The sequence below is a fragment of the Pseudomonas rhodesiae genome (assembly GCF_007858255.1).
Lineage (GTDB): Bacteria > Pseudomonadota > Gammaproteobacteria > Pseudomonadales > Pseudomonadaceae > Aquipseudomonas > Aquipseudomonas rhodesiae.
Genome location: NZ_VFEU01000003.1, coordinates 235,412 through 259,002 on the forward strand (window position 1 = coordinate 235,412; position 23,591 = coordinate 259,002).

21 protein-coding genes are annotated in these 23,591 nt (G+C 60.5%); 14 read left to right on the forward strand and 7 right to left on the reverse strand.

From position 1 onward, the window contains the following. Positions 1–67 precede the first annotated feature (67 nt). Together tsf and rpsB are read right to left on the reverse strand one after the other, a co-directional pair. Positions 68–931 (reverse strand): translation elongation factor Ts, encoded by an 864-nt coding sequence (gene tsf / locus FIV35_RS05815; RefSeq protein WP_034137239.1) that lies wholly within the window; start codon positions 929–931, stop codon positions 68–70. 192 nt (positions 932–1,123) lie between these two features. Then, a complete protein-coding gene (gene rpsB / locus FIV35_RS05820; RefSeq protein WP_003189158.1) occupies positions 1,124–1,861 on the reverse strand; it encodes a 30S ribosomal protein S2 in 738 nt (245 codons plus the stop codon). A 387-nt stretch (positions 1,862–2,248) separates the two neighbouring features. Here rpsB and map point away from each other — a divergent pair, with 387 nt between their 5' ends. The 3 genes from map to dapC all read left to right on the forward strand — a co-directional run bounded on the left by map (position 2,249) and on the right by dapC (position 7,060). Then, on the forward strand, positions 2,249–3,031 hold the full coding sequence (map, locus tag FIV35_RS05825) for a type I methionyl aminopeptidase (protein ID WP_034096238.1): 783 nt from the start codon (positions 2,249–2,251) through the stop codon (positions 3,029–3,031). A gap of 68 nt (positions 3,032–3,099) precedes the next feature. Continuing rightward, positions 3,100–5,802, forward strand: coding sequence for a [protein-PII] uridylyltransferase (locus FIV35_RS05830; protein ID WP_034096237.1), 2,703 nt, complete (start codon positions 3,100–3,102; stop codon positions 5,800–5,802). Between the two features lie 58 nt (positions 5,803–5,860). After that, positions 5,861–7,060, forward strand: a complete 1,200-nt coding sequence (gene dapC / locus FIV35_RS05835; RefSeq protein WP_034137238.1) for a succinyldiaminopimelate transaminase — start codon at positions 5,861–5,863, stop codon at positions 7,058–7,060. A gap of 67 nt (positions 7,061–7,127) precedes the next feature. Here the strand turns inward: dapC and FIV35_RS05840 are convergent, their stop codons facing one another. Continuing rightward, positions 7,128–8,771 (reverse strand): Na+/H+ antiporter, encoded by a 1,644-nt coding sequence (locus FIV35_RS05840; RefSeq protein WP_034137237.1) that lies wholly within the window; start codon positions 8,769–8,771, stop codon positions 7,128–7,130. 267 nt (positions 8,772–9,038) lie between these two features. On the opposite strand from FIV35_RS05840, the gene FIV35_RS05845 reads away from it, so the two are divergent. From FIV35_RS05845 to FIV35_RS05860, 4 genes are all read left to right on the forward strand, one after another. Further along, positions 9,039–9,347, forward strand: a complete 309-nt coding sequence (locus FIV35_RS05845; RefSeq protein ID WP_231980866.1) for an arsenate reductase — start codon at positions 9,039–9,041, stop codon at positions 9,345–9,347. A 32-nt stretch (positions 9,348–9,379) separates the two neighbouring features. Then, positions 9,380–10,414 (forward strand): 2,3,4,5-tetrahydropyridine-2,6-dicarboxylate N-succinyltransferase, encoded by a 1,035-nt coding sequence (gene dapD, locus FIV35_RS05850; RefSeq protein ID WP_034096233.1) that lies wholly within the window; start codon positions 9,380–9,382, stop codon positions 10,412–10,414. Between the two features lie 69 nt (positions 10,415–10,483). Next, on the forward strand, positions 10,484–11,689 hold the full coding sequence (locus FIV35_RS05855; RefSeq protein WP_034137236.1) for an aminotransferase class V-fold PLP-dependent enzyme: 1,206 nt from the start codon (positions 10,484–10,486) through the stop codon (positions 11,687–11,689). Next, complete coding sequence (locus FIV35_RS05860) at positions 11,686–12,099, forward strand: SufE family protein (RefSeq protein WP_034137235.1); 414 nt, start codon at positions 11,686–11,688, stop codon at positions 12,097–12,099. Before FIV35_RS05855 ends, FIV35_RS05860 begins: the two co-directional genes overlap by 4 nt. 69 nt (positions 12,100–12,168) lie before the next feature. On the opposite strand, the gene tcdA is transcribed toward FIV35_RS05860, so the two are convergent. Beyond that, positions 12,169–12,978, reverse strand: a complete 810-nt coding sequence (gene tcdA / locus FIV35_RS05865) for a tRNA cyclic N6-threonylcarbamoyladenosine(37) synthase TcdA (RefSeq protein ID WP_052198936.1) — start codon at positions 12,976–12,978, stop codon at positions 12,169–12,171. Between the two features lie 217 nt (positions 12,979–13,195). On the opposite strand from tcdA, the gene FIV35_RS05870 reads away from it, so the two are divergent. From FIV35_RS05870 to FIV35_RS05885, 4 genes are all read left to right on the forward strand, one after another. Further along, positions 13,196–15,787 (forward strand): glycosyltransferase, encoded by a 2,592-nt coding sequence (locus FIV35_RS05870; protein WP_034096229.1) that lies wholly within the window; start codon positions 13,196–13,198, stop codon positions 15,785–15,787. A 111-nt stretch (positions 15,788–15,898) separates the two neighbouring features. Next, positions 15,899–17,050 carry a succinyl-diaminopimelate desuccinylase gene (dapE, locus tag FIV35_RS05875; protein WP_034137234.1) on the forward strand — a complete coding sequence of 384 codons (1,152 nt, stop codon included), beginning with the start codon at positions 15,899–15,901 and terminating at the stop codon, positions 17,048–17,050. Next, positions 17,050–17,859, forward strand: a complete 810-nt coding sequence (locus tag FIV35_RS05880; protein WP_034137233.1) for a putative RNA methyltransferase — start codon at positions 17,050–17,052, stop codon at positions 17,857–17,859. The genes dapE and FIV35_RS05880 overlap by 1 nt, the downstream gene beginning before the upstream one ends. Positions 17,860–17,910: 51 nt before the next feature. Then, positions 17,911–18,288 (forward strand): hypothetical protein, encoded by a 378-nt coding sequence (locus FIV35_RS05885; RefSeq protein ID WP_034096226.1) that lies wholly within the window; start codon positions 17,911–17,913, stop codon positions 18,286–18,288. A gap of 118 nt (positions 18,289–18,406) precedes the next feature. Here the strand turns inward: FIV35_RS05885 and FIV35_RS05890 are convergent, their stop codons facing one another. Then, a complete protein-coding gene (locus FIV35_RS05890) occupies positions 18,407–18,616 on the reverse strand; it encodes a cold-shock protein (protein WP_024073812.1) in 210 nt (69 codons plus the stop codon). 183 nt (positions 18,617–18,799) lie between these two features. On the opposite strand from FIV35_RS05890, the gene plsB reads away from it, so the two are divergent. From plsB to FIV35_RS05905, 3 genes are read left to right on the forward strand one after another with little or no spacing between them, the layout of a single operon-like run. Further along, positions 18,800–21,304, forward strand: coding sequence for a glycerol-3-phosphate 1-O-acyltransferase PlsB (gene plsB, locus FIV35_RS05895; RefSeq protein ID WP_034137232.1), 2,505 nt, complete (start codon positions 18,800–18,802; stop codon positions 21,302–21,304). Between the two features lie 50 nt (positions 21,305–21,354). Beyond that, entirely contained in the window at positions 21,355–21,756 is a 402-nt protein-coding gene (locus tag FIV35_RS05900; protein WP_034137231.1) for a YbaY family lipoprotein, read from the forward strand. Between the two features lie 29 nt (positions 21,757–21,785). Beyond that, complete coding sequence (locus FIV35_RS05905) at positions 21,786–22,475, forward strand: DUF4197 domain-containing protein (protein WP_034137230.1); 690 nt, start codon at positions 21,786–21,788, stop codon at positions 22,473–22,475. A 125-nt stretch (positions 22,476–22,600) separates the two neighbouring features. Here the strand turns inward: FIV35_RS05905 and FIV35_RS05910 are convergent, their stop codons facing one another. Then, positions 22,601–22,819, reverse strand: coding sequence for a hypothetical protein (locus FIV35_RS05910; RefSeq protein ID WP_034137229.1), 219 nt, complete (start codon positions 22,817–22,819; stop codon positions 22,601–22,603). A 176-nt stretch (positions 22,820–22,995) separates the two neighbouring features. Further along, positions 22,996–23,589, reverse strand: a complete 594-nt coding sequence (locus FIV35_RS05915) for a LysE family translocator (protein ID WP_034137228.1) — start codon at positions 23,587–23,589, stop codon at positions 22,996–22,998. Positions 23,590–23,591 lie beyond the last annotated feature (2 nt).

Here is a 23,591-nt window from a genome sequence, read left to right on the forward strand (position 1 = left end):
CTTCCCATTTGAAAAGAGGCTGCGCGCGTGAGCGGGCAGCCTCTTTCGGGCGACAGATAAAACTGTCTTATTGCTTGGCGGCAGCCAGCTGGGCAGCAACTTCTTCAGCGAAGTTGTCGACCGGCTTCTCGAGGCCTTCGCCTACTTTGAAGTAAGTGAAGGAAACGATTTCAGCGCCGGCTTTCTTAGCCAACTCGCCAACCTTGATTTCAGGGTTCTTGACGAACGCCTGCTCAACCAGGCTCGCTTCGGCCAGGAACTTGCTGATACGGCCTTTGACCATGTTCTCAACAATGTTTTCTGGCTTGCCTTTGATTTTTTCTTCGTTCAGCTGCAGGAACACAGCTTTTTCACGCTCGATCGCTTCGGCGGACACTTCCGAAGGCAGCAGGAACTCAGGGTTGCTTGCCGCTACGTGCATCGCGATATCTTTGGCCAGCTCAACGTTGCCGCCCTTAAGGACAACCGCAACACCGATCTTGTTACCGTGCAGGTAACCGCCAACTACATCACCTTCAACGCGAGTCAGGCGACGGATGTTGACGTTCTCGCCAACCTTGCCGACCAGTACCAGGCGGGCAGCTTCTTGAGCTTCGATCAGAGGCTCGACAGTGGTCAGCTTGTCAGCGAACGCTTTTTCAACGCTGTCGGCAACGAATGCCTTGAAGTCATCCTGCAGAGCCAGGAAGTCGGTCTGGGAGTTCACTTCCAGCAGAACGGCGGATTTGCCGTCTTCTTTCAGAGCGATGGCGCCTTCAGCGGCAACGTTGCCTGCTTTCTTGGCAGCCTTGATGGCGCCGGAAGCACGCATGTCATCAATGGCTTTTTCGATGTCGCCGCCAGCCTTGGTCAAGGCTTTTTTGCAATCCATCATGCCTTCGCCGGTACGCTCGCGCAGTTCTTTAACCAACGCTGCAGTAATCTCTGCCATTTCAAAATCCTCTTGGATAGGTTTTCAACCATTCCACCCGATCAAACGGGCGATCAATTCTTCTCGAACCACCCCTTGTAGGCCGCTGCACGTTACAGATGATGTAGCTGCGCTGCCGACAAATGGTTTTCGAGGGGGCAAAAAGGGGGCCAAGCCCCCTTTTTGCTTACTGAGTCAACGCCAGGGCGTCAATTACTCAGCGGCAGCTACCGGAGCTTCTTCAACGAATTGCTCGGTACCACCAGCAACGTGGTTGCGACCACGGATTACAGCGTCAGCCATCGAACCCATGTACAGCTGGATAGCGCGGATTGCGTCATCGTTGCCTGGGATGATGTAGTCAACGCCTTCCGGGCTGCTGTTGGTATCGACTACGCCGATAACAGGGATGCCCAGCTTGTTGGCTTCGGTGATCGCGATGCGCTCGTGATCAACGTCGATAACGAACAGTGCGTCAGGCAGACCGCCCATGTCCTTGATACCACCCAGGGAACGATCGAGCTTTTCCAGGTCACGGGAGCGCATCAGCGCTTCTTTCTTGGTCAGCTTGGCGAAAGTACCGTCTTCGGCTTGTACTTCAAGGTCACGCAGACGCTTGATGGAAGCACGGATGGTTTTGAAGTTGGTCAGCATGCCGCCCAACCAGCGGTGATCGACGTACGGCGAACCGCAACGTGCTGCTTCTTCAGCAACGATCTTGCCAGCGGAACGCTTGGTACCGACGAACAGAATCTTGTTTTTGCCCTGGGCCAGACGCTCTACGAAAGTCAGCGCTTCGTTGAACATTGGCAGGGTTTTTTCAAGGTTGATGATGTGGATCTTGTTACGCGCGCCGAAAATGTATTTACCCATTTTCGGGTTCCAGTAACGGGTCTGGTGACCGAAGTGCACACCGGCCTTCAGCATATCGCGCATGTTGACTTGGGACATGATAGTTCCTTAATAAGTCGGGTTTGGCCTCCACGTATCCCAATGACCAACCAGCGGCATCAAGGCCTCCGGCACCCAGGTCATCGTGTCGACACGTGTGTGGATTTAAGCTTTTCGGGGTATCCCCGGAAAGCGGCGCATTTTATACCACACGAAGGGCGAAAACGAAACCTGCAATCACAACTGCCTTGAAGGCCACTCGCGCAACCCTTTGAATTGAGTCCGGATACCCCCACCCTATAGAGAGAAGCGATCGTCAGACCCTCATGACTTGAGAGCATCGTCTGTTAGAATCGCGTTTTTCAGGGCTTGTGCGAATTCTGTAACCTTTTGTCGCACACCCGTAAACCGTTTTGATTTCAGCGCCTCGCGCTAGAGAGAGCCTGTATGACCGTTACTTTGAAAACCGCCGAAGACATCGCCGGCATGCGCGTTGCCGGCAAACTGGCGGCCGATGTGCTGGAAATGATTGCCGAACACGTCAAGCCCGGCGTCACCACCGAAGAACTCGACCGAATCTGCCATGACTACATCGTCAATGTGCAAAAGGCTATCCCTGCCCCGCTCAACTACAAAGGCTTTCCCAAGTCGATCTGCACATCGATCAACCATGTGGTCTGCCACGGCATCCCAGGCGACAAGCCGCTCAAGGACGGCGACACGCTGAACATCGACGTCACCGTGATCAAGGATGGCTATCACGGCGATACCAGCCGCATGTTCCACGTCGGCACCGTGCCGGTCTGGGCCGAGCGCCTGTCCCAGGTCACCCAGGAATGCATGTACAAGGCTATCGAGATCGTCAAACCTGGCTGCCGCCTGGGCGACATCGGCGAAGTGATCCAGAAGCATGCTGAAAAGAACGGCTTTTCGGTGGTTCGCGAGTTCTGTGGCCACGGCATCGGCAAGGTGTTCCACGAAGAACCGCAGATCCTGCACTACGGCCGCGCTGGCACCGGCATGGAACTCAAGGCCGGCATGACCTTCACCATCGAGCCGATGATCAACCAGGGCAAGGCCGACACCAAGGTGCTGGGCGACGGCTGGACCGCTATTACCAAAGACCGCAAGCTCTCGGCCCAGTGGGAACACACACTACTGGTCACCGAAACCGGCTACGAGATCTTCACCCTGCGCTCGGACGACACCATCCCGCGCGTGTCGGCGTAATTCAAGGCTGCGTTGGTTTTCCCAAACGGTGTTGTGACTGACTCATAGATAGAAAGGAAAGCCGATCGATGCCCCAGGTGGATCCCGAACTCTTCGACCGTGGCCAGTTCCAGGCCGAGCTGGCACTGAAGTCGAGCCCTATCGCCGCGTTCAAAAAAGCCATTCGCCAGGCCCGCGAGGTGCTCGATGAGCGCTTTCGCAAGGGCCGGGATATCCGCCGGCTGATCGAGGACCGCGCCTGGTTCGTCGATAACATCCTGCAAAAGGCCTGGGAACAGTTCACCTGGAGCACTGACGCCGACATCGCCCTGGTGGCGGTCGGCGGCTACGGTCGCGGCGAATTGCACCCGTACTCAGACATCGACCTGCTGATCCTGCTGGACAGCGCCGACCATGAGATCTTTCGCGATTCCATCGAGCGTTTTCTCACACTGTTGTGGGACATCGGCCTGGAAGTCGGCCAGAGCGTACGGTCGGTGGACGAATGCGCCGAAGAGGCCCGTGCCGACCTCACCGTGATCACCAACCTCATGGAAAGCCGCACCATCGCCGGCCCCGAGCGCCTGCGCCAGCGCATGCTCGACGTCACCAGCACGGCGCACATGTGGCCGAGCAAGGATTTCTTCCTGGCCAAGCGCGCCGAGCAGAAAGCCCGGCATCACAAGTACAACGACACCGAGTACAACCTGGAACCCAACGTCAAGGGTTCACCCGGAGGGCTGCGGGACATCCAGACCATTCTGTGGGTGGCCCGTCGCGAATACGGCACCCTGAACCTGCGCGCCCTGGCCGGCGAAGGTTTCCTGGTGGAAAGCGAGAATGCGCTGCTGGCCTCCTCCCAGGAGTTCCTGTGGAAAGTGCGCTACGCCCTGCACATGCTTGCCGGGCGCGCCGAAGATCGTTTGCTGTTCGACCATCAGCGCTCCATCGCCTCGCTGCTGGGGTTTGAAGGCGAAGACGCCAAGACCAGTATTGAAAGCTTCATGCAGCAGTACTACCGCGTGGTCATGAGCATTGCGCAGTTGAGCGATCTGATCATTCAGCACTTCGAAGAGGTGATCCTGGCCCCCGAAGACGAAGCGCCGCCGCAACCGATCAATGCGCGCTTCCAGTTGCACGACGGTTATATCGAAGCACGCAGCGACAACGTGTTCCGTCGCACGCCATTCGCGATGCTGGAAATCTTCGTGCTGATGGCCCAGCAGCCGGAAATCAAAGGCGTGCGCGCCGACACCATTCGCCTGCTGCGGGAAAACCGCTACCTGATCGACGAAGACTTCCGCAACGATATCCGCAACACCAGCCTGTTCATCGAGCTGTTCAAATGCAAGATCGGCATCCACCGCAACCTGCGCCGCATGAACCGTTACGGCATCCTCGGGCGCTATTTACCGGAGTTCGGTTTTATCGTCGGGCAAATGCAGCACGACCTGTTTCATATCTATACCGTCGATGCGCACACCCTGAACCTGATCAAACATCTGCGTAAGTTGCAGTACACCCAGGTATCGGAAAAATTCCCGCTAGCCAGTAAGTTGATGGCCAAACTGCCCAAGCCCGAGCTGATCTACCTGGCCGGGCTGTACCACGACATCGGCAAGGGCCGGCATGGCGATCACTCGGAAATCGGCGCCGTCGATGCCGAGGCTTTTTGCCAGCGTCACCAATTGCCGTTGTGGGACAGCCGCCTGATTGTCTGGCTGGTGCAGAACCACCTGGTGATGTCGACCACTGCCCAGCGCAAGGACTTGTCCGATCCGCAGGTGATCCATGATTTCGCCCAGGTGGTCGGCGATGAAACCCGCCTCGACTACCTATACGTGCTCACCGTCTCCGATATCAACGCCACCAACCCCACTCTGTGGAATTCATGGCGCGCCAGCCTGCTGCGTCAGCTGTACACCGAGACCAAGCGCGCCCTGCGCCGTGGCCTGGAAAACCCAGTGGACCGCGAAGAGCAGATCCGCCGCACCCAAAGTGCGGCCCTGGATATCCTCGTACGCGGCGGCAACGACCCGGACGATGTCGAGCAACTGTGGTCGCAGTTGGGAGACGATTACTTCCTGCGCCACACCGCCGGCGATGTCGCCTGGCACACCGACGCCATTTTGCAGCAGCCTGCCGATGGCGGCCCGCTGGTGTTGATCAAGGAAACCACTCAGCGCGAGTTCGAGGGCGGCACGCAGATTTTCATCTATGCACCGGACCAGCACGACTTCTTCGCCGTGACCGTGGCCGCCATGGACCAGCTCAACCTGAACATCCACGACGCACGGGTGATCACTTCCAGCAGCCAGTTCACCCTCGACACCTACATCGTGCTCGACACCGATGGCGACTCGATCGGCGACAATCCGGCGCGGGTAAAGAAAATCCGCGAAGGCCTTACCGAAGCCCTGCGCAACCCCGACGATTACCCCACCATCATCCAGCGTCGGGTCCCGCGCCAGCTCAAGCACTTCGCCTTCGCACCCCAGGTCACCATCTCCAACGATGCCCAGCGCCCAGTCACCGTGCTGGAACTGAGCGCGCCGGACCGTCCGGGCCTATTGGCGCGCATCGGCGGGATTTTCCTGGAGTTCGACCTGTCGTTGCAAAACGCCAAGATTGCGACCCTGGGCGAACGCGTGGAAGACGTGTTCTTTATTACCGATGCCGACAACCAACCGTTGTCCGACCCCGAGCTGTGCCGACGCTTGCAGGAAGCCATCGTCCAACAGTTGAGCGTGCCCCAGGAGCCGGGCGTTGAACTGACGCGCCTGACGATTTGATACCAGGGGCGGCCCACCGCCCCTTCGCCGTTTTTAACGCCTTGCACGAGATACACCGATGAACAACGCCCTGAACCAGCTCCAACCCTACCCGTTCGAAAAGTTGCGCGCCCTGCTGGGCAGCGTGACACCGAACCCGGCGAAACGCCCGATTGCGCTGTCCATTGGTGAGCCCAAGCACAAATCCCCGCAGTTCGTGGCCGACGCCCTGGCTAATAACCTCGACCAGATGGCGGTGTATCCGACCACCCTGGGCATTCCCGCCTTGCGCGAGGCCATCGGCGCCTGGTGCGAGCGGCGCTTCAATGTGCCGAAGGGGTGGCTCGATCCGGCGCGCACTATTTTGCCGGTCAACGGCACCCGGGAAGCCTTGTTTGCCTTTACCCAAACCGTGGTCAATCGCAGTGACGACGCACTGGTGGTGAGCCCGAACCCGTTCTACCAGATCTATGAAGGCGCCGCGTTCCTCGCCGGGGCCAAGCCGCACTACCTGCCGTGCCTGGACAGCAATGGCTTCAACCCGGATTTCGACGCGGTTTCGCCGGATATCTGGAAACGCTGCCAGATCCTGTTTCTGTGCTCACCGGGCAACCCGACCGGCGCGCTGATTCCGGTCCAGACCCTGAAAAAACTCATCGCCCTGGCCGACGAATATGATTTCGTGATCGCTGCCGACGAGTGCTACAGCGAGCTGTATTTCGACGAGCAAACCCCGCCGCCAGGCCTGCTCAGTGCTTGTGTGGAACTGGGTCGCCAGGACTTCAAGCGTTGCGTGGTGTTCCACAGTCTGTCCAAGCGCTCCAACCTGCCAGGGCTGCGCTCCGGCTTCGTGGCCGGTGACGCCGATATCCTCAAAGGTTTCCTGCTGTATCGCACCTATCATGGCTGCGCAATGCCGGTGCAAACCCAGCTCGCCAGTATCGCGGCCTGGCAGGACGAGGCCCATGTGCTGGCCAACCGTGATCTGTACCGCGAGAAGTTCGAGACCGTGTTAGCCATTCTCAAGCCGGTACTGGACGTGCAGGCGCCGGACGGCGGGTTCTACCTATGGCCGAATGTGCAGGGTGACGACGCCGCGTTCTGCCGCGACCTGTTCGTGGAAGAACATGTGACGGTGGTGCCGGGCTCGTACCTGTCGCGGGACGTGGACGGGGTCAACCCCGGGGCCGGTCGAGTGCGCCTGGCGCTGGTTGCGCCGCTGGCTGAGTGTGTGGAGGCAGCGGAGCGAATTCGCGATTTCATTCAGCGCCGGCGTTAAGCCAGACGCAGCGAGAGCCCGAGGGATGGCAATCCTTCGGGCACCCAATGTTCAGTCTTCCAAGCGCTTACTTCACGGGCCCCAGGTTCGCCTCACTCATGTCCAGCTCCGCCAGCACCTCTCTCAACACGTCATCACCAATCTGGTGATGACGGCTCAAGCTGTATAGCTCCAGCCGCTGGGCGCGCAAAGCCTTGAGGCGTAATTTTCGCTCCAGCAAGTCCATCTGTTGCGCCAGCGCCTGGGCTTCGGCCGAATCGTTGAAGACCTCCAACTGATGGCGATATTCCGACATCAAGCGCGCTTTAAGCTCGGTGGCCAATGCGGCTTGGGCGGCGTCGTGGCTCTCGGTCCCGGGCTGTTCCTCGGCCTCCAGGGCATGAATCGCGGCCACGGCCGTCTTTTTCCAGGCTTCGCGCACTTCCTTGTGGCGTTTTTCGTCGGGGCTTTTTTCGATCCCGCGCAATAAAAGCGGCAACGCAATACAGGCAGCGATCAGCGACAGCAGGATCACGCCGGCGGCAATGAAGATCAGCAGGTCGCGCTCGGGGAAAGCCTTGCCTGGCGCCAGCAGCAGCGGCACCGACATCACACCGGCCAAGGTCACGGCACCGCGGACACCGCCGACGGTCAACAGCCAACAGGACCGGGCATCCGGCATCAGCGTCAGCTCACTTTTCCCACGCAAGCGCCGCAACATGCCCGACAGACGCCAGATGCTCTGCACCCAGATATAGCGCAAGGCCACCAGCACCAGAAAGATCGCGATCACATCCAGGCAGCGATACAGCAAGGTCGGCCACAGCGTCGACTCATGGCTCACCACGGCCTTGATGATGTCCGGTAATTGAAGGCCCAACAGCAGGAAAATCAGGCCATTGAAGGCAAATTCCAGCAACGACCACACGCTGCGGTTGAGTAGGCGCGTGCTGGTCTGGCGCGGCAGCAGGTCGAGCCAGCTTTGCATCATCCCTGCCGCTACCGCCGACAAAATCCCTGACGCCCCCAGGCGTTCGGCCAGCACATAGGCTGCGAAGGGCAACAGCAACATAAACACCACGTGGGTCGCCGGATCGTCCCAGCCCCGCGCAATCATCCAGGCCCGCAACCGGCCGACCACCCAGCTCAAGGCGACGCCCACCGCCAGGCCACCAAGGGCGACCAGCACGAAGGTCAGGCTGGCATCCGCCAGGGAAAAAATCCCGGTCAATGCCGCTGCCAGGGCGAACTTGAAGGTCACCAGGCCCGACGCGTCATTCATCAAGGCCTCCCCCTGCAGCATGTGCATCAGCTGGGTCGGTAACCGATTCTGGGAAATGGCCGACACCGCCACGGCGTCCGTCGGCGACAACACGGCCGCCAGGGCGAAGGCCACCGGCAGCGGGATCGTAGGCAATATCCAGTGGATGAAGTAACCGGCGCCGACCACGGTAAACAGCACCAGCCCCACTGCCAGCGTCAGGATCGGCCCGCGCAGGCGCCACAATTCACGTTTGGGCATGCGCCAACCATCGGAAAACAGCAGTGGCGGCAGGAACAGAAACAGAAACAACTCCGGGTCCAGGGCCACATGCAGCCCCAACGTGGGCCAGGCCAGCAAAGCGCCGGCGGCAATCTGCACCAAGGGCAACGGTAGGGGGATAACACGCCCGACCAGGCGCGAGGCACTGACCAGCATCAGCAGGATAAGAACGGTGTAGGCGGTTTGCATAAGGCGGGGTTCCAGGACAATCGACTCGCAACGACACACATCAGGCAACAACTCGCCGTTGAAGTGCCATATTAGCCGCCTATGCTGCGCGATGGCTTTTGCACAAAAGTCGCACGGTGCTGACGAGCGGCACCCAAATGCGCTGGGCGTGGCATAATCCCAGACCTTTGACTTTCATCAGCACACTCCATCGGATCAGAGGGGGGCAATTCCTTGACCGCTTCAAGCAAAACGTTGCACCTTTTCGGTATCAAAGCCTGCGACACCATGAAAAAGGCACGTACCTGGCTCGATGAGCACGCCGTGAATTATGAGTTCCATGACTACAAAACGGCCGGTATCGACCGTGAACACTTGACCCAATGGTGCAACGAGCACGGTTGGCAAGTGGTGTTGAACCGCGCGGGCACCACCTTTCGCAAACTCGAAGACGAACGCAAAGCCGATCTCGATCAGTCGAAAGCCATTGAATTGATGCTCGCGCAACCCTCGATGATCAAGCGCCCGGTGCTGGATCTCGGAGACAGAACCCTGATTGGCTTCAAGCCAGACATTTATTCGGCGGCCCTCAAGTAGGCCAGCCCTTTTATTTTTGTAGAGGTAACAGCATGTCCCATTCCCTGTTCAGCCTGGGCTTCGGCGTCGGCACTCAGAACCGCCAAGGCGCTTGGCTGGAAGTGTTCTACGCACACCCCTTGCTCAACCCTTCGGCTGAAATCGTCGCGGCCATCGCACCGATCCTCGGTTACAGCGAAGGCAACCAAGCCATCACCTTCACCGTCACCCAGGCCCTGCAACTGGCGGACGCACTCAAGGGCGTCGACGCGACCCAGGCCGCGCTGCTCAGCCGTCTGGCCGAAAGCCATACGCCGCTGGTCGCCACCCTGCTGGCCGAAGACGCCGCACTGACCTCCACGCCTGAGGCCTACCTCAAGTTGCACCTGCTGTCCCATCGCCTGGTCAAGCCCCACGGCCTGAGCCTGGCCGGCGTGTTCCCGCAACTGCCGAACGTGGCCTGGACCAGCCAGGGCGCGATCGACATCAGCGAGTTGGCCGAGCGCCAACTGGAAGCGCGCCTGCGTGGCGAGCTGCTGGAAGTGTTCTCGGTGGACAAGTTCCCGAAAATGACCGACTACGTGGTGCCGGCCGGTGTGCGTATCGCTGACGCTGCGCGCCTGCGCCTGGGCGCCTACGTGGGCGAAGGCACCACCGTGATGCACGAAGGCTTCGTCAACTTCAACGCCGGCACCGAAGGCCCGGGCATGATCGAAGGCCGCGTATCGGCCGGCGTATTCGTCGGCAAGGGCTCGGACCTGGGCGGCGGTTGCTCCACCATGGGCACCCTGTCGGGCGGCGGCAACATTGTGATCAAGGTCGGCGAAGGCTGCCTGATCGGCGCCAACGCCGGTATCGGTATCCCATTGGGCGACCGCAACACCGTGGAGTCGGGCCTGTACGTGACCGCCGGGACCAAAGTCGCGCTGCTCGATGAGCAGAACCAACTGGTCAAAGTGGTCAAGGCGCGCGAGCTGGCCGGCCAACCGGACCTGCTGTTCCGTCGCAACTCCGAGACCGGTGCCGTGGAGTGCAAAACCCACAAATCGGCCATCGAACTGAACGAAGCGCTGCACGCTCACAACTAAGCAGCCACTCGATGCCACTAGCGGGCCGCGCCTTCGCGGTGCGGCCCGCTTATACGAGTCTTGATCATCATGCTTGTGCCCTCCCCCTGGCGCGCCGACTTTCCGGCCATCGCCACCCTGCAACGGCAGGACCAGACCTATCTGGACAACGCCGCCACCACTCAAAAACCCCAGGCGCTGCTGGATGCGATCAGCCATTACTACGCCAATGGCGCAGCCAATGTGCACCGCGCCCAACACTTGCCCGGCGCCCATGCGACCCAGGCTTTCGAAGACAGCCGCAGCAAGGTTGCACAGTGGTTGAACGCAGGTGATAGCGGGCAAATAGTGTTTACCCATGGCGCGACGTCTGCGCTGAACCTCTTGGCCTATGGCCTTGAGCACTTATTCACAACGGGCGATGAGATCGTCATCAGCGCCTTGGAACACCACGCCAATCTGCTGCCGTGGCAGCAACTGGCCAAACGTCGCGGCTTGGAGTTGGTGGTATTGCCGCTCAATGCCGACGGCGTGATCGATGTTGAAGCCGCCGTCGGACTGATCGGCCCCCGCACGCGCCTGCTGGCAGTGAGCCAGTTATCCAATGTGCTGGGGGCCTGGCAACCGCTGGAAACCTTGCTGGCGATGGCCCGGCCCCATGGCGCCCTGACCGTGGTGGATGGAGCCCAGGGCATCGTCCATGGTCGGCATGATGTGCAGGCCCTGGGCTGTGATTTCTATGCATTCTCCAGCCACAAACTGTACGGCCCCGACGGGGTTGGCGTGTTGTTTGGCCGCAACGACGCCCTGCCCCACTTGCGCCACTGGCAATTGGGCGGCGAGATGGTGCAGCACGCGGACTATCACAGCGCCAGCTTCCGCCCAGCGCCCCTGGGTTTCGAAGCGGGAACGCCGCCGATCGCGGGAGTGATCGGCCTGGGCGCGACCCTGGACTACCTCAGTTCACTGGACCCACAGGCGGTTCTCGCACACGAAGCCGCTCTGCATGATTACCTGCTGCGCGGCTTGAAGGCCCGCAACGGCGTGCGCGTGCTGGGTTCGCCGCAGGTTGCGCTGGTCAGCTTTGTGGTCGACGGCATCCATAACGCCGACCTCGCGCACTTGCTCACCGAGCAAGGAATTGCCGTACGCGCCGGCCATCACTGTGCAATGCCGCTACTCAAGGCGATGCATTTGTCGGGGGCGATCCGTGTGTCCCTGGCGCTGTACAACGATTCCGACGATCTGGAGCGCTTTTTCGAGGCCCTGGACCAAGCGCTGGATATGCTGCGATGACTCTGCCCGTTGATGCCGTAGAGGCGCTCGAAGCGTTTCAAGCCGTCGGCAGCTGGGAGCAACGCGCGCGCATGCTGATGCAGTGGGGCGAGAGGTTGCCGGCCTTGGCCGATGAAGATAAGGTCGACGCCAATCTGGTGCAGGGCTGTGAAAGCCTGGTGTGGTTGGTTGGCCGTTTGGAGAACGGTCATTGGCAGTTTGCCGCCAGCAGCGATGCACGAATGATTCGTGGGTTGGTGGCACTGCTGCTGGCGCGAGTCAACGGGTTGTCGGCGGCCGAGTTGCAAGCGGTCGATTTGCCGGAGTGGTTCAATCAACTCGGGCTTTCCCGCCAACTGTCGCCGTCGCGCAGCAATGGCTTGAATGCAGTCCTGCAGCGCATGCGAACACTAAGCCAGACACAGAACTAAATGTGGGAGGGCCGGTGCGACGATTGGACTTGCCCCTCCCACATTTTGATTTGTGCAAGGCCGTGAGATTCAGGTGGGTTTGACCCGCTCCGAGGGCCTGCGCACTCCCGCCACAATTTTGTCCACCGCTTTGGTCGCGGCCACCATGCCGAAGGTGGCCGTGACCATCATCACCGCGCCAAATCCTCCGGCGCAGTCCAGCTTCACGCCATCGCCGACAAAACTCTTCTGCAAACAGATGCTGCCGTCTGGTTTGGGATAGCGCAGTTGCTCGGTGGAAAACACGCACGGCACGCTGTAATGGCGAGTCACGGTGCGGGAGAACCCATAATCGCGGCGCAGCGTGGACCGGACTTTGGAGGCCAGCGGGTCGTTGAAGGTGCGGTTCAAGTCGCAGACTTGGATCAGCGTCGGGTCGATCTGCCCGCCGGCGCCGCCAGTGGTGATGATCTGGATCTTGCGACGCTTGCACCAGGCAATCAGCGCGGCCTTGGCGTTGACGGCGTCAATGCAGTCGATCACGCAATCGATGTTGGGCGTGATGTACTCGGCCATGGTGTCGCGGGTGACGAAGTCCGCCACCGCATGCACGGTGCAGTCCGGGTTGATGCCGCGCAGGCGTTCGGCCATGACCTCGACCTTGGGCTTGCCCACGGTGCTGTCCAAGGCGTGCAACTGGCGATTGCTGTTGCTGACGCAGACGTCGTCCAGGTCAAACAGCGAAATTTCGCCCACCCCGCAGCGGGCCATGGCTTCGGCCGCCCACGAGCCCACGCCGCCCACGCCGACGATCGCCACATGGGCCGCTTTCAAGCGTTCCAGGCCCTCAATGCCATACAAACGGGCAACGCCTGCAAACCGCGGATCTTCTGTACTCATGACCATTACCCCAAAAACCGGCGCGCATTATAGGGCTACGCAGCGACAAGTTTTAAGCTACAAGCTACAAGTTAAGAACTTAGATGTACTTTCGCTGCCCAATGTCCGGTTTTTCTCGGCTTGCTGTACGGTCAGGGAAAGGCCGGTGTAGGATGCGCGCCGTTCGGCGCAGCCCGGCACCTCATTTCGTTCCACACCCTTTGGAACCCGCATAACCATGGCATCGCGTAAATTTGGACTCAACCTGGTGGTGGTGCTGGCAATTGCCGCGCTGTTCACCGGTTTCTGGGCGCTGATCAACCGCCCGGTCTCAGCCCCCAACTGGCCTGAACAAATCTCCGGTTTTTCCTACTCGCCGTTCCAACAAGGCCAGTACCCGCAGAAAGACCAATACCCCACCGACGAACAGATGCGTCAAGACTTGGCGATCATGAGCAAGCTGACGGACAACATCCGCACCTACTCGGTCGACGGCACCCTGGGGGATATCCCCAAACTGGCGGAAGAATTCGGCCTGCGGGTGACCCTGGGGATCTGGATCAGCCCGGATCTGGAGCGTAACGAACGCGAAATCCAGCGCGCCATCGAGATCGCCAACAACTCGCGCAGCGTCGTGCGCGTGGTGGTGGGCAACGAAGCGTTGTTCCGCGAGGAAATCACGCCCGAGGCGCTGATCGTGCTGCTGGACCGCGTGCGCGCCGCCGTCAAAGTACCGGTAACCACCTCCGAGCAATGGCACATCTGGGAACACAATCCACAACTGGCCAAGCACGTCGACCTGATCGCCGCGCACATCCTGCCGTATTGGGAACATATTCCGGTGGATAAGGCCGGCCAATTCGTACTCGACCGCGCCAAGGATCTGAAGAAGACCTTCCCGAAAAAGCCGCTGCTGCTGTCGGAAGTCGGCTGGCCAAGCAACGGGCGCATGCGCGGTGGGGCTGACGCGTCCCCGGCCGACCAGGCCATTTACCTGCGCACGCTGGTGAACAAGCTCAACCGCCAAGGCTACAACTACTTTGTGATCGAGGCGTTCGATCAGCCGTGGAAGGCCAGCGACGAAGGCTCGGTCGGTGCGTATTGGGGCGTGTTCAACGCCGCGCGCCAGCAGAAATTCAACTTCGAAGGGCCGGTGGTGGCGATTCCGCAATGGCGCGTGCTGGCCATCGGTTCGGTGGTGCTGGCGCTGCTGTCCCTGACCCTGCTGATGATCGACGGCTCGGCCCTGCGCCAGCGCGGCCGCACGTTCCTGACCTTTATTGCGTTCCTATGCGGTTCGGTGCTGGTATGGATCGGCTACGACTACAGCCAGCAATACAGCACCTGGTTCAGCCTGACCGTCGGCTTTTTGCTGGCGCTCGGCGCCCTTGGCGTGTTCATCGTGTTGTTGACCGAAGCCCACGAACTGGCCGAAGCGGTATGGACCCACAAGCGTCGGCGTGAATTCCTGCCGGTAGTCGGCGATTCGGACTACCGCCCAAAAGTATCGATCCATGTGCCGTGCTACAACGAGCCGCCGGAGATGGTCAAACAGACCCTCGACGCCCTGGCCGCGCTCGATTACCCGGACTACGAAGTTCTGATCATCGACAACAACACCAAGGACCCGGCCGTGTGGGAACCGGTGCGCGACTATTGCGCCACCCTCGGGCCGCGTTTCAAGTTCTTCCACGTCGCGCCCCTGGCCGGTTTCAAGGGCGGTGCGTTGAACTACCTGATTCCGCACACCGCCAAAGACGCCGAAGTGATCGCCGTGATCGACTCGGACTACTGCGTCTCGCCCAACTGGCTCAAGCACATGGTGCCGCACTTCGCCGACCCGAAAATCGCCGTGGTGCAGTCGCCGCAGGATTATCGCGATCAGAACGAAAGCACCTTCAAGAAGCTCTGCTATGCGGAATACAAAGGCTTCTTCCATATCGGCATGGTGACCCGCAACGACCGCGACGCGATTATCCAGCACGGCACCATGACCATGACCCGCCGCTCGGTGCTCGAAGAACTGGGCTGGGCCGACTGGTGCATCTGTGAAGACGCCGAACTGGGCCTACGGGTATTCGAGAAAGGTCTGTCGGCGGCGTATTACCACGACAGCTACGGCAAAGGTCTGATGCCGGATACCTTTATCGACTTCAAGAAGCAGCGCTTCCGCTGGGCCTACGGCGCGATTCAGATCATCAAGCGTCACACCGCCAGCCTGCTGCGCGGCAAGGACACCGAACTGACCCGTGGCCAGCGCTATCACTTCCTGGCGGGCTGGTTGCCTTGGGTGGCGGACGGCATGAACATCTTCTTTACGGTCGGCGCGCTGTTGTGGTCGGCGGCGATGATCATCGTACCGACCCGGGTCGACCCACCGTTGCTGATTTTTGCTATTCCGCCGTTGGCGCTGTTCGTGTTCAAGGTGGGCAAGATCATTTTCCTGTACCGCCGTGCGGTGGGCGTGAACCTCAAGGACGCGTTCTGCGCGGCCCTGGCCGGGCTGGCGTTGTCCCACACCATCGCCAAGGCGGTGCTGTATGGTTTCTTCACCACCAGCATTCCGTTCTTTCGTACACCGAAAAACGCGGATAACCACGGCTTCTGGGTCGCGATTTCCGAAGCCCGCGAAGAAATGTTCATCATGCTGTTGTTGTGGGGCGCCGCGCTGGGGATCTACCTGGTGCAGGGCCTGCCGAGCAATGACATGCGCTTCTGGGTGGTGATGTTGCTGGTGCAGTCCCTGCCGTACGTGGCGGCGCTGATCATGGCGTTCTTGTCGTCGCTGCCGAAACCGGCGCCGGCGCCACAGCCCGCTCCGGCCGCGTAAAAACTTGCGCAATGCACTAAACGGCGGCCTCTGGCCGCCGTTTTGCTATAAGATAACGGCCGTTTTGTCTGCCCGCCCTGCTCTTCCAAACATGCTTTCCGGAGTTTTCCCATGACGGCCCATGCCGACCTTTCGCCCACCCTTCAACTTGCCATCGACCTGATCCGCCGCCCCTCGGTGACGCCGATCGACGCCGATTGCCAGAAGCTGATGATGCAGCGCCTGGGCGACGCCGGCTTCAAACTTGAGCCGATGCGCATCGAAGACGTGGACAATTTCTGGGCCACCCACGGTAAGCATGAAGGCCCGGTGCTGTGCTTCGCCGGCCATACCGACGTGGTCCCGACCGGCCCGGTGCAGGCCTGGCAGAACGACCCGTTCGACGCCTTGATCGACGAAAACGGCATGCTCTGCGGGCGTGGCGCAGCCGACATGAAAGGCAGCCTGGCGGCGATGTTGGTAGCGTCCGAGCGCTTCGTCGCCGACTACCCGGACCACAAGGGCTCGGTGGCTTTCCTGATCACCAGCGATGAAGAAGGCCCGGCACACCACGGTACTAAAGCCGTGATCGAACGCCTGGCAGCGCGCAAGGAGCGCCTGGACTGGTGCATCGTCGGCGAGCCGTCGAGCACCACGCTGGTCGGCGATGTGGTCAAGAACGGCCGGCGCGGCTCCCTCGGCGCGACCCTGACCGTGCGCGGCGTGCAAGGCCACGTCGCCTATCCGCACCTGGCGAAGAACCCGATCCACCTGGCCGCGCCGGCCCTGGCCGAACTGGCCGCCGAGCATTGGGACGACGGCAACGCGTTTTTCCCGCCCACCAGTTTCCAGATTTCCAACCTCAACTCCGGCACCGGCGCCACCAACGTGATTCCCGGCGAGCTGACGGCGGTGTTCAATTTCCGTTTCTCCACCGAGTCCACCGTGGAGGGTCTGCAGCAACGCGTTGCGCAGATTCTCGATAAGCACGGCCTGGACTGGCACGTGGACTGGGCGCTGTCCGGCCTGCCGTTCCTGACCGAACCGGGTGCCCTGCTCGATGCCGTATCGGCCAGCATCAAGGCGGTCACCGGTCGCGAGACCCAGGCGTCCACCAGCGGCGGCACTTCCGATGGCCGCTTCATTGCGACCCTCGGCACCCAAGTGGTCGAGCTGGGGCCGGTCAACGCGACCATCCACCAGGTCAATGAGCGCATCCTGGCCAGCGACCTCGATGTGCTGACCGAAATCTATTATCAGACCCTGATCAAGTTGCTCGCCTGATGCTCGCCTGCCCCCTTTGCAGTGCCCCGCTCAACGCGGTGGACAATGGCGTGGCGTGCCCGGCCGGGCACCGTTTCGACCGGGCACGCCAGGGTTACCTGAACCTGTTGCCGGTACAGCACAAGAACAGCCGTGACCCGGGTGACAACCTGGCCATGGTCGAGGCGCGTCGCGACTTCCTCAACGCCGGGCACTACGCCCCGGTAGCCAAACGCCTGGCCGAACTGGCCGCAGAACGTGCGCCGCAGCGCTGGGTGGACATCGGCTGTGGCGAGGGCTACTACACCGCGCAAATCGCCGAGGCCCTGCCCCATGCCGACGGCTACGCGCTGGATATCTCCAAGGAAGCGGTCAAACGTGCGTGCAAGCGCAACCCGGCGCTGACCTGGTTGATCGCCAGCATGGCCCGCGTGCCGTTGGCCGACACCAGTTGCCAGTTCCTGGCGAGCGTATTCAGCCCGCTGGACTGGCAGGAAGCCAAGCGCCTGCTCAGCCCTGGCGGCGGCTTGATGAAGGTCGGCCCTACCAGTGGTCACCTGATGGAGCTGCGTGAACGTCTGTACGACGAAGTGCGCGAATACACCGACGACAAGCACCTGGCCCTGGTGCCGTCGGGCATGAGCCTGGCGCACAGCGAGATCCTGGAATTCACACTGAGCCTGGCCGATCCCAAGGACCGCGCCAACCTGCTGGCCATGACGCCCCATGGCTGGCGGGCCAGTGCCGAGCGCCGCGCCGAAGTGATCGAGGCGGCCGAGCCGCTGAAGGTCACGGTGTCGATGCGCTACGATTATTTCGTGCTTCAATAACCGACTTTATTTTCGCGAATGGATTTTCGAATCCCGCAACGAGGAACATCCATGCGCCAACCCGATATCGAGATTTACCTGAAGGACGCCGACGTCGACCACAAAGCCATCGCCGCCTGGCTGGGCGCGGCCCTGGGGCCATGCAGCGACTGGGTCCAGAAAGGCCAGACCTACAAGTGCAAGGCCGGCAACGTGCCTGTCACCTGGCTGCCCAAGGCCGTTGGCAAGTGGAACAGCCTGTACCTGGAAAGCGACCAGACCCCATGGGACGACGACATCGCCTGCGCCCGCGCCGCATTTGCCGCGCTGAACGTGGAAGTGCGCTGCGCGCCGGGCACGTGGGTCGAGGAAGAAGGTGAAGAAAGTGCCGACATCTGGATTCGCATCAGCGCAGACGGCGAAGAGCAGATTACTTGGAGGACGGGTTGAAAAGCAGCTGCAAGCGGCAAGCTGCAAGCTGCAAGCCAAAGCGCTTGTAGCTTGTAGCTTGTAGCTTGTAGCTTGTAGCTTGCAGCTTGTAGCTTGCCGCTTAAACCTGCCACTCAGCCTATAGGCCGACCACATCCTCGGCCTGCAAGCCCTTCTCGCCGCTCACCACGGCGTATTCCACCTGCTGGCCCTCGGCCAGGGAGCGGTGGCCTTCACCGCGGATGGCGCGGTAGTGCACGAACACATCCTTGCCGTCCTCACGCTGAATGAAGCCATAACCCTTTGCATCGTTGAACCACTTCACATTGCCGGTTTCGCGCGTTGCCATCTGTTTACTCCCACTTCGGTTTTTATTATTGAGCCGGTACGCGTTGAACTGCCGAGTATATGGCAGGCTCAAAAGCGTTCAACTCAAGTTTACATCGCTGCTTTTTTGCCGATTTTCGGCGAATACGGCACACTACCCGCCCGAGCGCCTGCTCGGTTTTTTCCCACTTGAAGCAGCTCGCCTATGACCCGCTCCCCGTTCCGCCGTCTGGTGTTCGGCACCTTGCGCCGACTGTTGTACCTCTGGGTTCGCTCGGAGACGATCAACCAGTCGTCCCTAACCCTCAACCTGGACCGCAGCCGGCCGGTGTTCTACGTCCTGCAATCACCCTCCCTCACCGAGCTGGCCGTGGTCGACGCCGAGTGCACCAAGGCCGGCCTGCCGCGCCCGGTGTTGCCGGTGTCGGTAGGCCCGCTGATGGAGCCGGCGGCGTTCTTCTATCTCACGCCGGAACCGGACTGGCTCGGCCGCCAGGACAAGCGCGGTGCGCCGCCAACCCTGACCCGCCTGGTCAACACCCTCAGCGAGCACGCCGAAGAGAATGCACAAATCATTCCGGTCAGCGTGTTCTGGGGCCAATCCCCCGAGAGCGAGTCCAGCCCTTGGAAGCTGCTGTTCGCCGACAGTTGGGCGGTCACCGGGCGTCTGCGCCGGCTGTTGAGCATCCTGATCCTGGGGCGCAAGACTCGCGTGCAATTCTCCGCGCCTATCAACCTGCGTGAATTGATCGAGCACAATAAAGGCCACGAACGCACAGTGCGCATGGCCCAGCGCATCCTGCGTGTGCACTTTCGTAACCTGAAGACTGCGGTGATCGGCCCCGACCTGTCCCACCGCCGCAACTTGGTGAAGGGCCTGGTCAACATGCCGCTGGTGCGCCAGGCCATCGCCGACGAAGCCGAACGCGAAAAAATCAGCCCGGAAAAAGCCAAGGCCCAGGCCCTGCGCTACGGCAACGAAATCGCCTCGGACTACACCTACACCGCGATCCGCTTCTTGGAAGTGGTGCTGAGCTGGTTCTGGAACAAGATCTACGACGGCATCAAGGTCAATAACATCGAAGGTGTGCAACAGGTTGCCCAGGGTTACGAGGTGATCTACGTCCCGTGCCACAGAAGCCATATCGACTACCTGCTGTTGTCCTACCTACTGTTCAAGAACGGTCTGACGCCGCCGCATATCGCCGCCGGTATCAACCTGAACATGCCAGTAATCGGTAGCCTGCTGCGCCGTGGCGGTGCATTTTTCATGCGCCGCACCTTCAAGGGCAACCCGCTGTACACCGCTGTGTTCAACGAGTACTTGCATACGCTGTTCACCAAGGGCTTCCCGGTGGAGTATTTCGTCGAAGGCGGACGCTCGCGCACCGGGCGCATGCTGCAGCCCAAGACCGGGATGCTGGCGATCACCTTGCGCAGTTTCCTGCGCTCTTCGCGTATGCCGATCGTGTTCGTGCCGGTGTACATCGGTTATGAGCGCGTGCTGGAAGGCCGCACCTACCTCGGCGAACTGCGCGGGGCGAGCAAGAAGAAAGAGTCGATCTTCGATATTTTCAAAGTGGTCGGCGCCCTCAAGCAGCGCTTCGGCCAGGTCGCGGTGAACTTCGGCGAGCCGATCAAGCTGGCGGAATTCCTCGACGCCGAGCAACCGGACTGGCGCGCCCAGGACCTGGGCCCGAACTACAAGCCGGCGTGGCTCAACGAAACCACCCATCGCCTGGGCGAACAAGTGGCTCGCCACTTGAACGAAGCCGCCGCCGTGAACCCGGTGAATCTGGTGGCCCTGGCACTGCTGTCCACCACGCGCCTGGCCCTGGATGAACAGGCCATGGCCCGTCAGTTGGACTTGTACCTGACGCTATTGCGTCGCGTGCCGTACTCGCCCCATACCACGGTGCCGGAAGGCGATGGCATGGCGTTGATTCAGCACGTCAAAGATATGAAGCTGCTGTCGGAACAGAGCGACGCCCTGGGCAAGATTTTGTACCTGGACGAACAGAACGCCGTTCTGATGACCTACTACCGCAACAACGTACTTCACATCTTCGCCCTGCCGGCGCTGCTGGCGAGCTTCTTCCAGAGCAGCTCACGCATGAGCCGCGAACAGATCCTGCGCTATACCCACGCGCTGTACCCGTACTTGCAATCGGAACTGTTTATCCGCTGGTCCCTGGACGATCTGGACAACGTGATCGACCAGTGGCTGGAGGCGTTCGTCGAACAGGGCCTGTTGCGCTTCGAGAAAGATGTGTACCTGCGCCCGGCCCCCAGCTCGCGACACTTTGTGTTGCTGACGCTGCTGTCCAAGAGCATCGCCCAGACCCTGCAACGCTTCTATATGGCGATCTCGCTGTTGCTCAACAGCGGCCAGAACAGCATCAGCGCCGAAGAGCTGGAAGACCTGTGCACGATCATGGCCCAGCGCCTGTCGATCCTGCACGGGCTCAATGCCCCGGAGTTCTTCGATAAGAGTCTTTTCCGACATTTTATTCAGACGTTGCTGGAGCAAGATGTGCTGCGCCGCGATGAGGCCGGCAAATTGAGCTACCACGACCTGCTCGGTGAACTGGCCGAAGGCGCGGCCAAGCGCGTGTTACCGGCCGAGATTCGCCTGTCGATCCGCCAGGTGGCCTTGCACCGTGTGGACGGTGCGGGTGATGCACCGGTGGAACCGCAAGAAAGCCGCTAGATTGAATAAGGGCCGGAGAGCCTCCGGCCCCGTTGAAAAGGAGCTGCACCATGAAAAAGATCATTCTCCTGGGCCTTACCGCCCTGCTCGGAGCCTGCCAATCCATGAGTCCCGCGCCCAAGGCCAGCCTCGACGGCGAAGTGTTCTACCTGCAACGCATCGCCCTACCGCCGGCGGCCACGTTGAGCGTGAGCCTGCAAGACGTGTCCCTGGCGGACGCTCCCGCCGTGGTTCTGGCCGAACAGAAAGGCCCGGTCAAAGGCCAGGTGCCCCTGCCGTTCCACCTGAGTTACGACCCGGCACAGGTCAAGCCCGGCCACAGTTACGCGGTGAGTGCTCGCATCGAGCTGGAGGGCAAGCTACTGTTCACCACCACTGATCGCCACGCCGTGCGGCTCGACGGCCAGGACGCCCAGCCGCTGCGCGTGCGCGTCAACGCCGTAGCCCCCTGATTTCGAACATCGAACATAAGGAAGCGCCCATGCTCCGTAAATCCCTTCGCTTCACCGCCCTGTGTGCCGGCCTGCTGCTCGGCGCCAACGCTATGGCCCTGGACCTGGGCAGCCTGTCCCAGGGCGACGCCACTGGCGGACTCAAGGATGCATTGACCCAAGGTGCCCAGATCGCTGTGAAACAACTGGGCGTACCCGGCGGTTTCAGCAACAACCCGGAGGTCAAGATCGGCCTGCCGGGCAAGTTGGGCAAAGTCGCGGACAAGCTGAAGATGTTCGGCATGGGTGATCAGGTCACCCAACTGGAAACCAGCATGAACAAAGCGGCTGAAACGGCTGTGACCCAAGCCCAGCCGATTCTGGTAAACGCTGTGAAAAACATGAGCGTGACCGACGCCAAGGGCATCCTCAGCGGCGGCCAGGATTCGGCCACTCAGTACCTGGACAAAAGCAGTCGCGAAGCCATTCGCGCCAAGTTCCTGCCGATCGTCAAGGCCGCTACCGACAAGGTCGGCGTAGCCCAGCAGTACAACGCCCTGGCAGGCAAAGCCGCCGCCTTCGGCGCTGTGGATGCCAAGAGCGCTAATGTCGAGAACTACGTGACCGAACAAGCGCTGGACGGTTTGTTCAAGATGATTGCGCAGCAGGAAGAGACGATCCGCAAAAACCCTGCGGCGGCGGCCACAAGTTTGGCGAAGAAAGTGTTCGGCGCACTTTAACGCCGTAGACAAGACCGTCTCGATGACCACAAAAAAGCCCTGACGAATTCAGGGCTTTTTGTTTCATGCAACGGCGACAGGGGCCAAGCATTCGCCCTTCATGTACCAATGCTGAAAGGGATACATTAATAAGGTATCCAGGGCCTGGCCGGGACCGTCGAGATGTTGATCGAGGTGGGGTTATTGTTCAGCAGGTTATTCAGGTTGTTATTTAGGTTGCTGTTGTTGTTTTCGATATTGATGTTGATAGGTGGGTTATGACGCAAGTTTGCCCCACCCCCCATGCCAGAGCCCATCATCGAACCTAAGAATTGCAGCGGTAACGTCAATAAAGGTAAAAACATTTTCTCTCCTTCCAATTCAATTGAAACCAACGCCCGAAACCTGCCAGCTATGCGTTAACGTCGTCTGAGCGGGTAACCTTGCGTGGTTCGAGGAGCTGAATGGTTCCATCTTTAACCGTTTGCTCTAACAGACCATGTAATGCCCTGCTGCACCGGCGATGAGCGCACAGAGGTCATCAAAGGAGAATCGAAGTAACCAGACGCCCAAGCAGCACCGTGGCAAAAAAACCAATGGCCAGCGCGGCGCTCCTGTTGATGACACGCGGGCTCAACAAGTGCCGCCCACGCCCGACGACACCGGCGCCAAATACAATCCAGGCCGACCCGATCGGAACCACGACTAATACCATCGTGCACATGAAGGCGAGATAGCCGGTCCAATGGGTAAATGTGTCCGGTGGTGCGATCAACGAAGCGATCAACAACCCTTTGGGGTTCATCACCGTCATCCAGAAAAAATAGCTACTGGTGAAGCGGTCCCGGCCCACGCCGTCCAAGGCTTTAGCGCCGCGCCATAAGCGCCAAGACACCCAGAGCAAGTACGTACTCGCTGCCAATTGGATCAACTTGACGGCCCAAGGAGAGTAAGCGGCCAGGTAGAGCAGCGCCACGCCCCACACCGATACTTGCAGCAAGTACGCCAGACACTCGATAAAGGCCAGCTTCCACGACGCCCGCAGGCCGAATAACACGCCGGCGCGCAGCAACAGCGTGTTAGTCGGCCCAGGGGCAAGCAACAACAACGTCAAGGCTGAAACAGTGGCCAACATGA

Coding starts and splice junctions, on each gene's coding strand:
- FIV35_RS05890 (WP_024073812.1), bottom strand. CDS start 18,616: ATGGCAACGCGCGAAACCGGCAATGTGAAGTGGTTCAACGATGCAAAG.
- FIV35_RS05855 (WP_034137236.1), top strand. CDS start 10,484: ATGCTTGTGCCCTCCCCCTGGCGCGCCGACTTTCCGGCCATCGCCACC.
- rpsB (WP_003189158.1), bottom strand. CDS start 1,861: ATGTCCCAAGTCAACATGCGCGATATGCTGAAGGCCGGTGTGCACTTC.
- FIV35_RS05840 (WP_034137237.1), bottom strand. CDS start 8,771: ATGCAAACCGCCTACACCGTTCTTATCCTGCTGATGCTGGTCAGTGCC.
- tsf (WP_034137239.1), bottom strand. CDS start 931: ATGGCAGAGATTACTGCAGCGTTGGTTAAAGAACTGCGCGAGCGTACC.
- FIV35_RS05880 (WP_034137233.1), top strand. CDS start 17,050: ATGCTCGCCTGCCCCCTTTGCAGTGCCCCGCTCAACGCGGTGGACAAT.
- FIV35_RS05905 (WP_034137230.1), top strand. CDS start 21,786: ATGCTCCGTAAATCCCTTCGCTTCACCGCCCTGTGTGCCGGCCTGCTG.
- dapC (WP_034137238.1), top strand. CDS start 5,861: ATGAACAACGCCCTGAACCAGCTCCAACCCTACCCGTTCGAAAAGTTG.
- FIV35_RS05860 (WP_034137235.1), top strand. CDS start 11,686: ATGACTCTGCCCGTTGATGCCGTAGAGGCGCTCGAAGCGTTTCAAGCC.
- plsB (WP_034137232.1), top strand. CDS start 18,800: ATGACCCGCTCCCCGTTCCGCCGTCTGGTGTTCGGCACCTTGCGCCGA.
- FIV35_RS05900 (WP_034137231.1), top strand. CDS start 21,355: ATGAAAAAGATCATTCTCCTGGGCCTTACCGCCCTGCTCGGAGCCTGC.
- FIV35_RS05845 (WP_231980866.1), top strand. CDS start 9,039: ATGAAAAAGGCACGTACCTGGCTCGATGAGCACGCCGTGAATTATGAG.
- FIV35_RS05910 (WP_034137229.1), bottom strand. CDS start 22,819: ATGTTTTTACCTTTATTGACGTTACCGCTGCAATTCTTAGGTTCGATG.
- FIV35_RS05870 (WP_034096229.1), top strand. CDS start 13,196: ATGGCATCGCGTAAATTTGGACTCAACCTGGTGGTGGTGCTGGCAATT.
- dapD (WP_034096233.1), top strand. CDS start 9,380: ATGTCCCATTCCCTGTTCAGCCTGGGCTTCGGCGTCGGCACTCAGAAC.
- FIV35_RS05830 (WP_034096237.1), top strand. CDS start 3,100: ATGCCCCAGGTGGATCCCGAACTCTTCGACCGTGGCCAGTTCCAGGCC.
- map (WP_034096238.1), top strand. CDS start 2,249: ATGACCGTTACTTTGAAAACCGCCGAAGACATCGCCGGCATGCGCGTT.
- FIV35_RS05915 (WP_034137228.1), bottom strand. CDS start 23,589: ATGTTGGCCACTGTTTCAGCCTTGACGTTGTTGTTGCTTGCCCCTGGG.
- dapE (WP_034137234.1), top strand. CDS start 15,899: ATGACGGCCCATGCCGACCTTTCGCCCACCCTTCAACTTGCCATCGAC.
- FIV35_RS05885 (WP_034096226.1), top strand. CDS start 17,911: ATGCGCCAACCCGATATCGAGATTTACCTGAAGGACGCCGACGTCGAC.
- tcdA (WP_052198936.1), bottom strand. CDS start 12,978: ATGAGTACAGAAGATCCGCGGTTTGCAGGCGTTGCCCGTTTGTATGGC.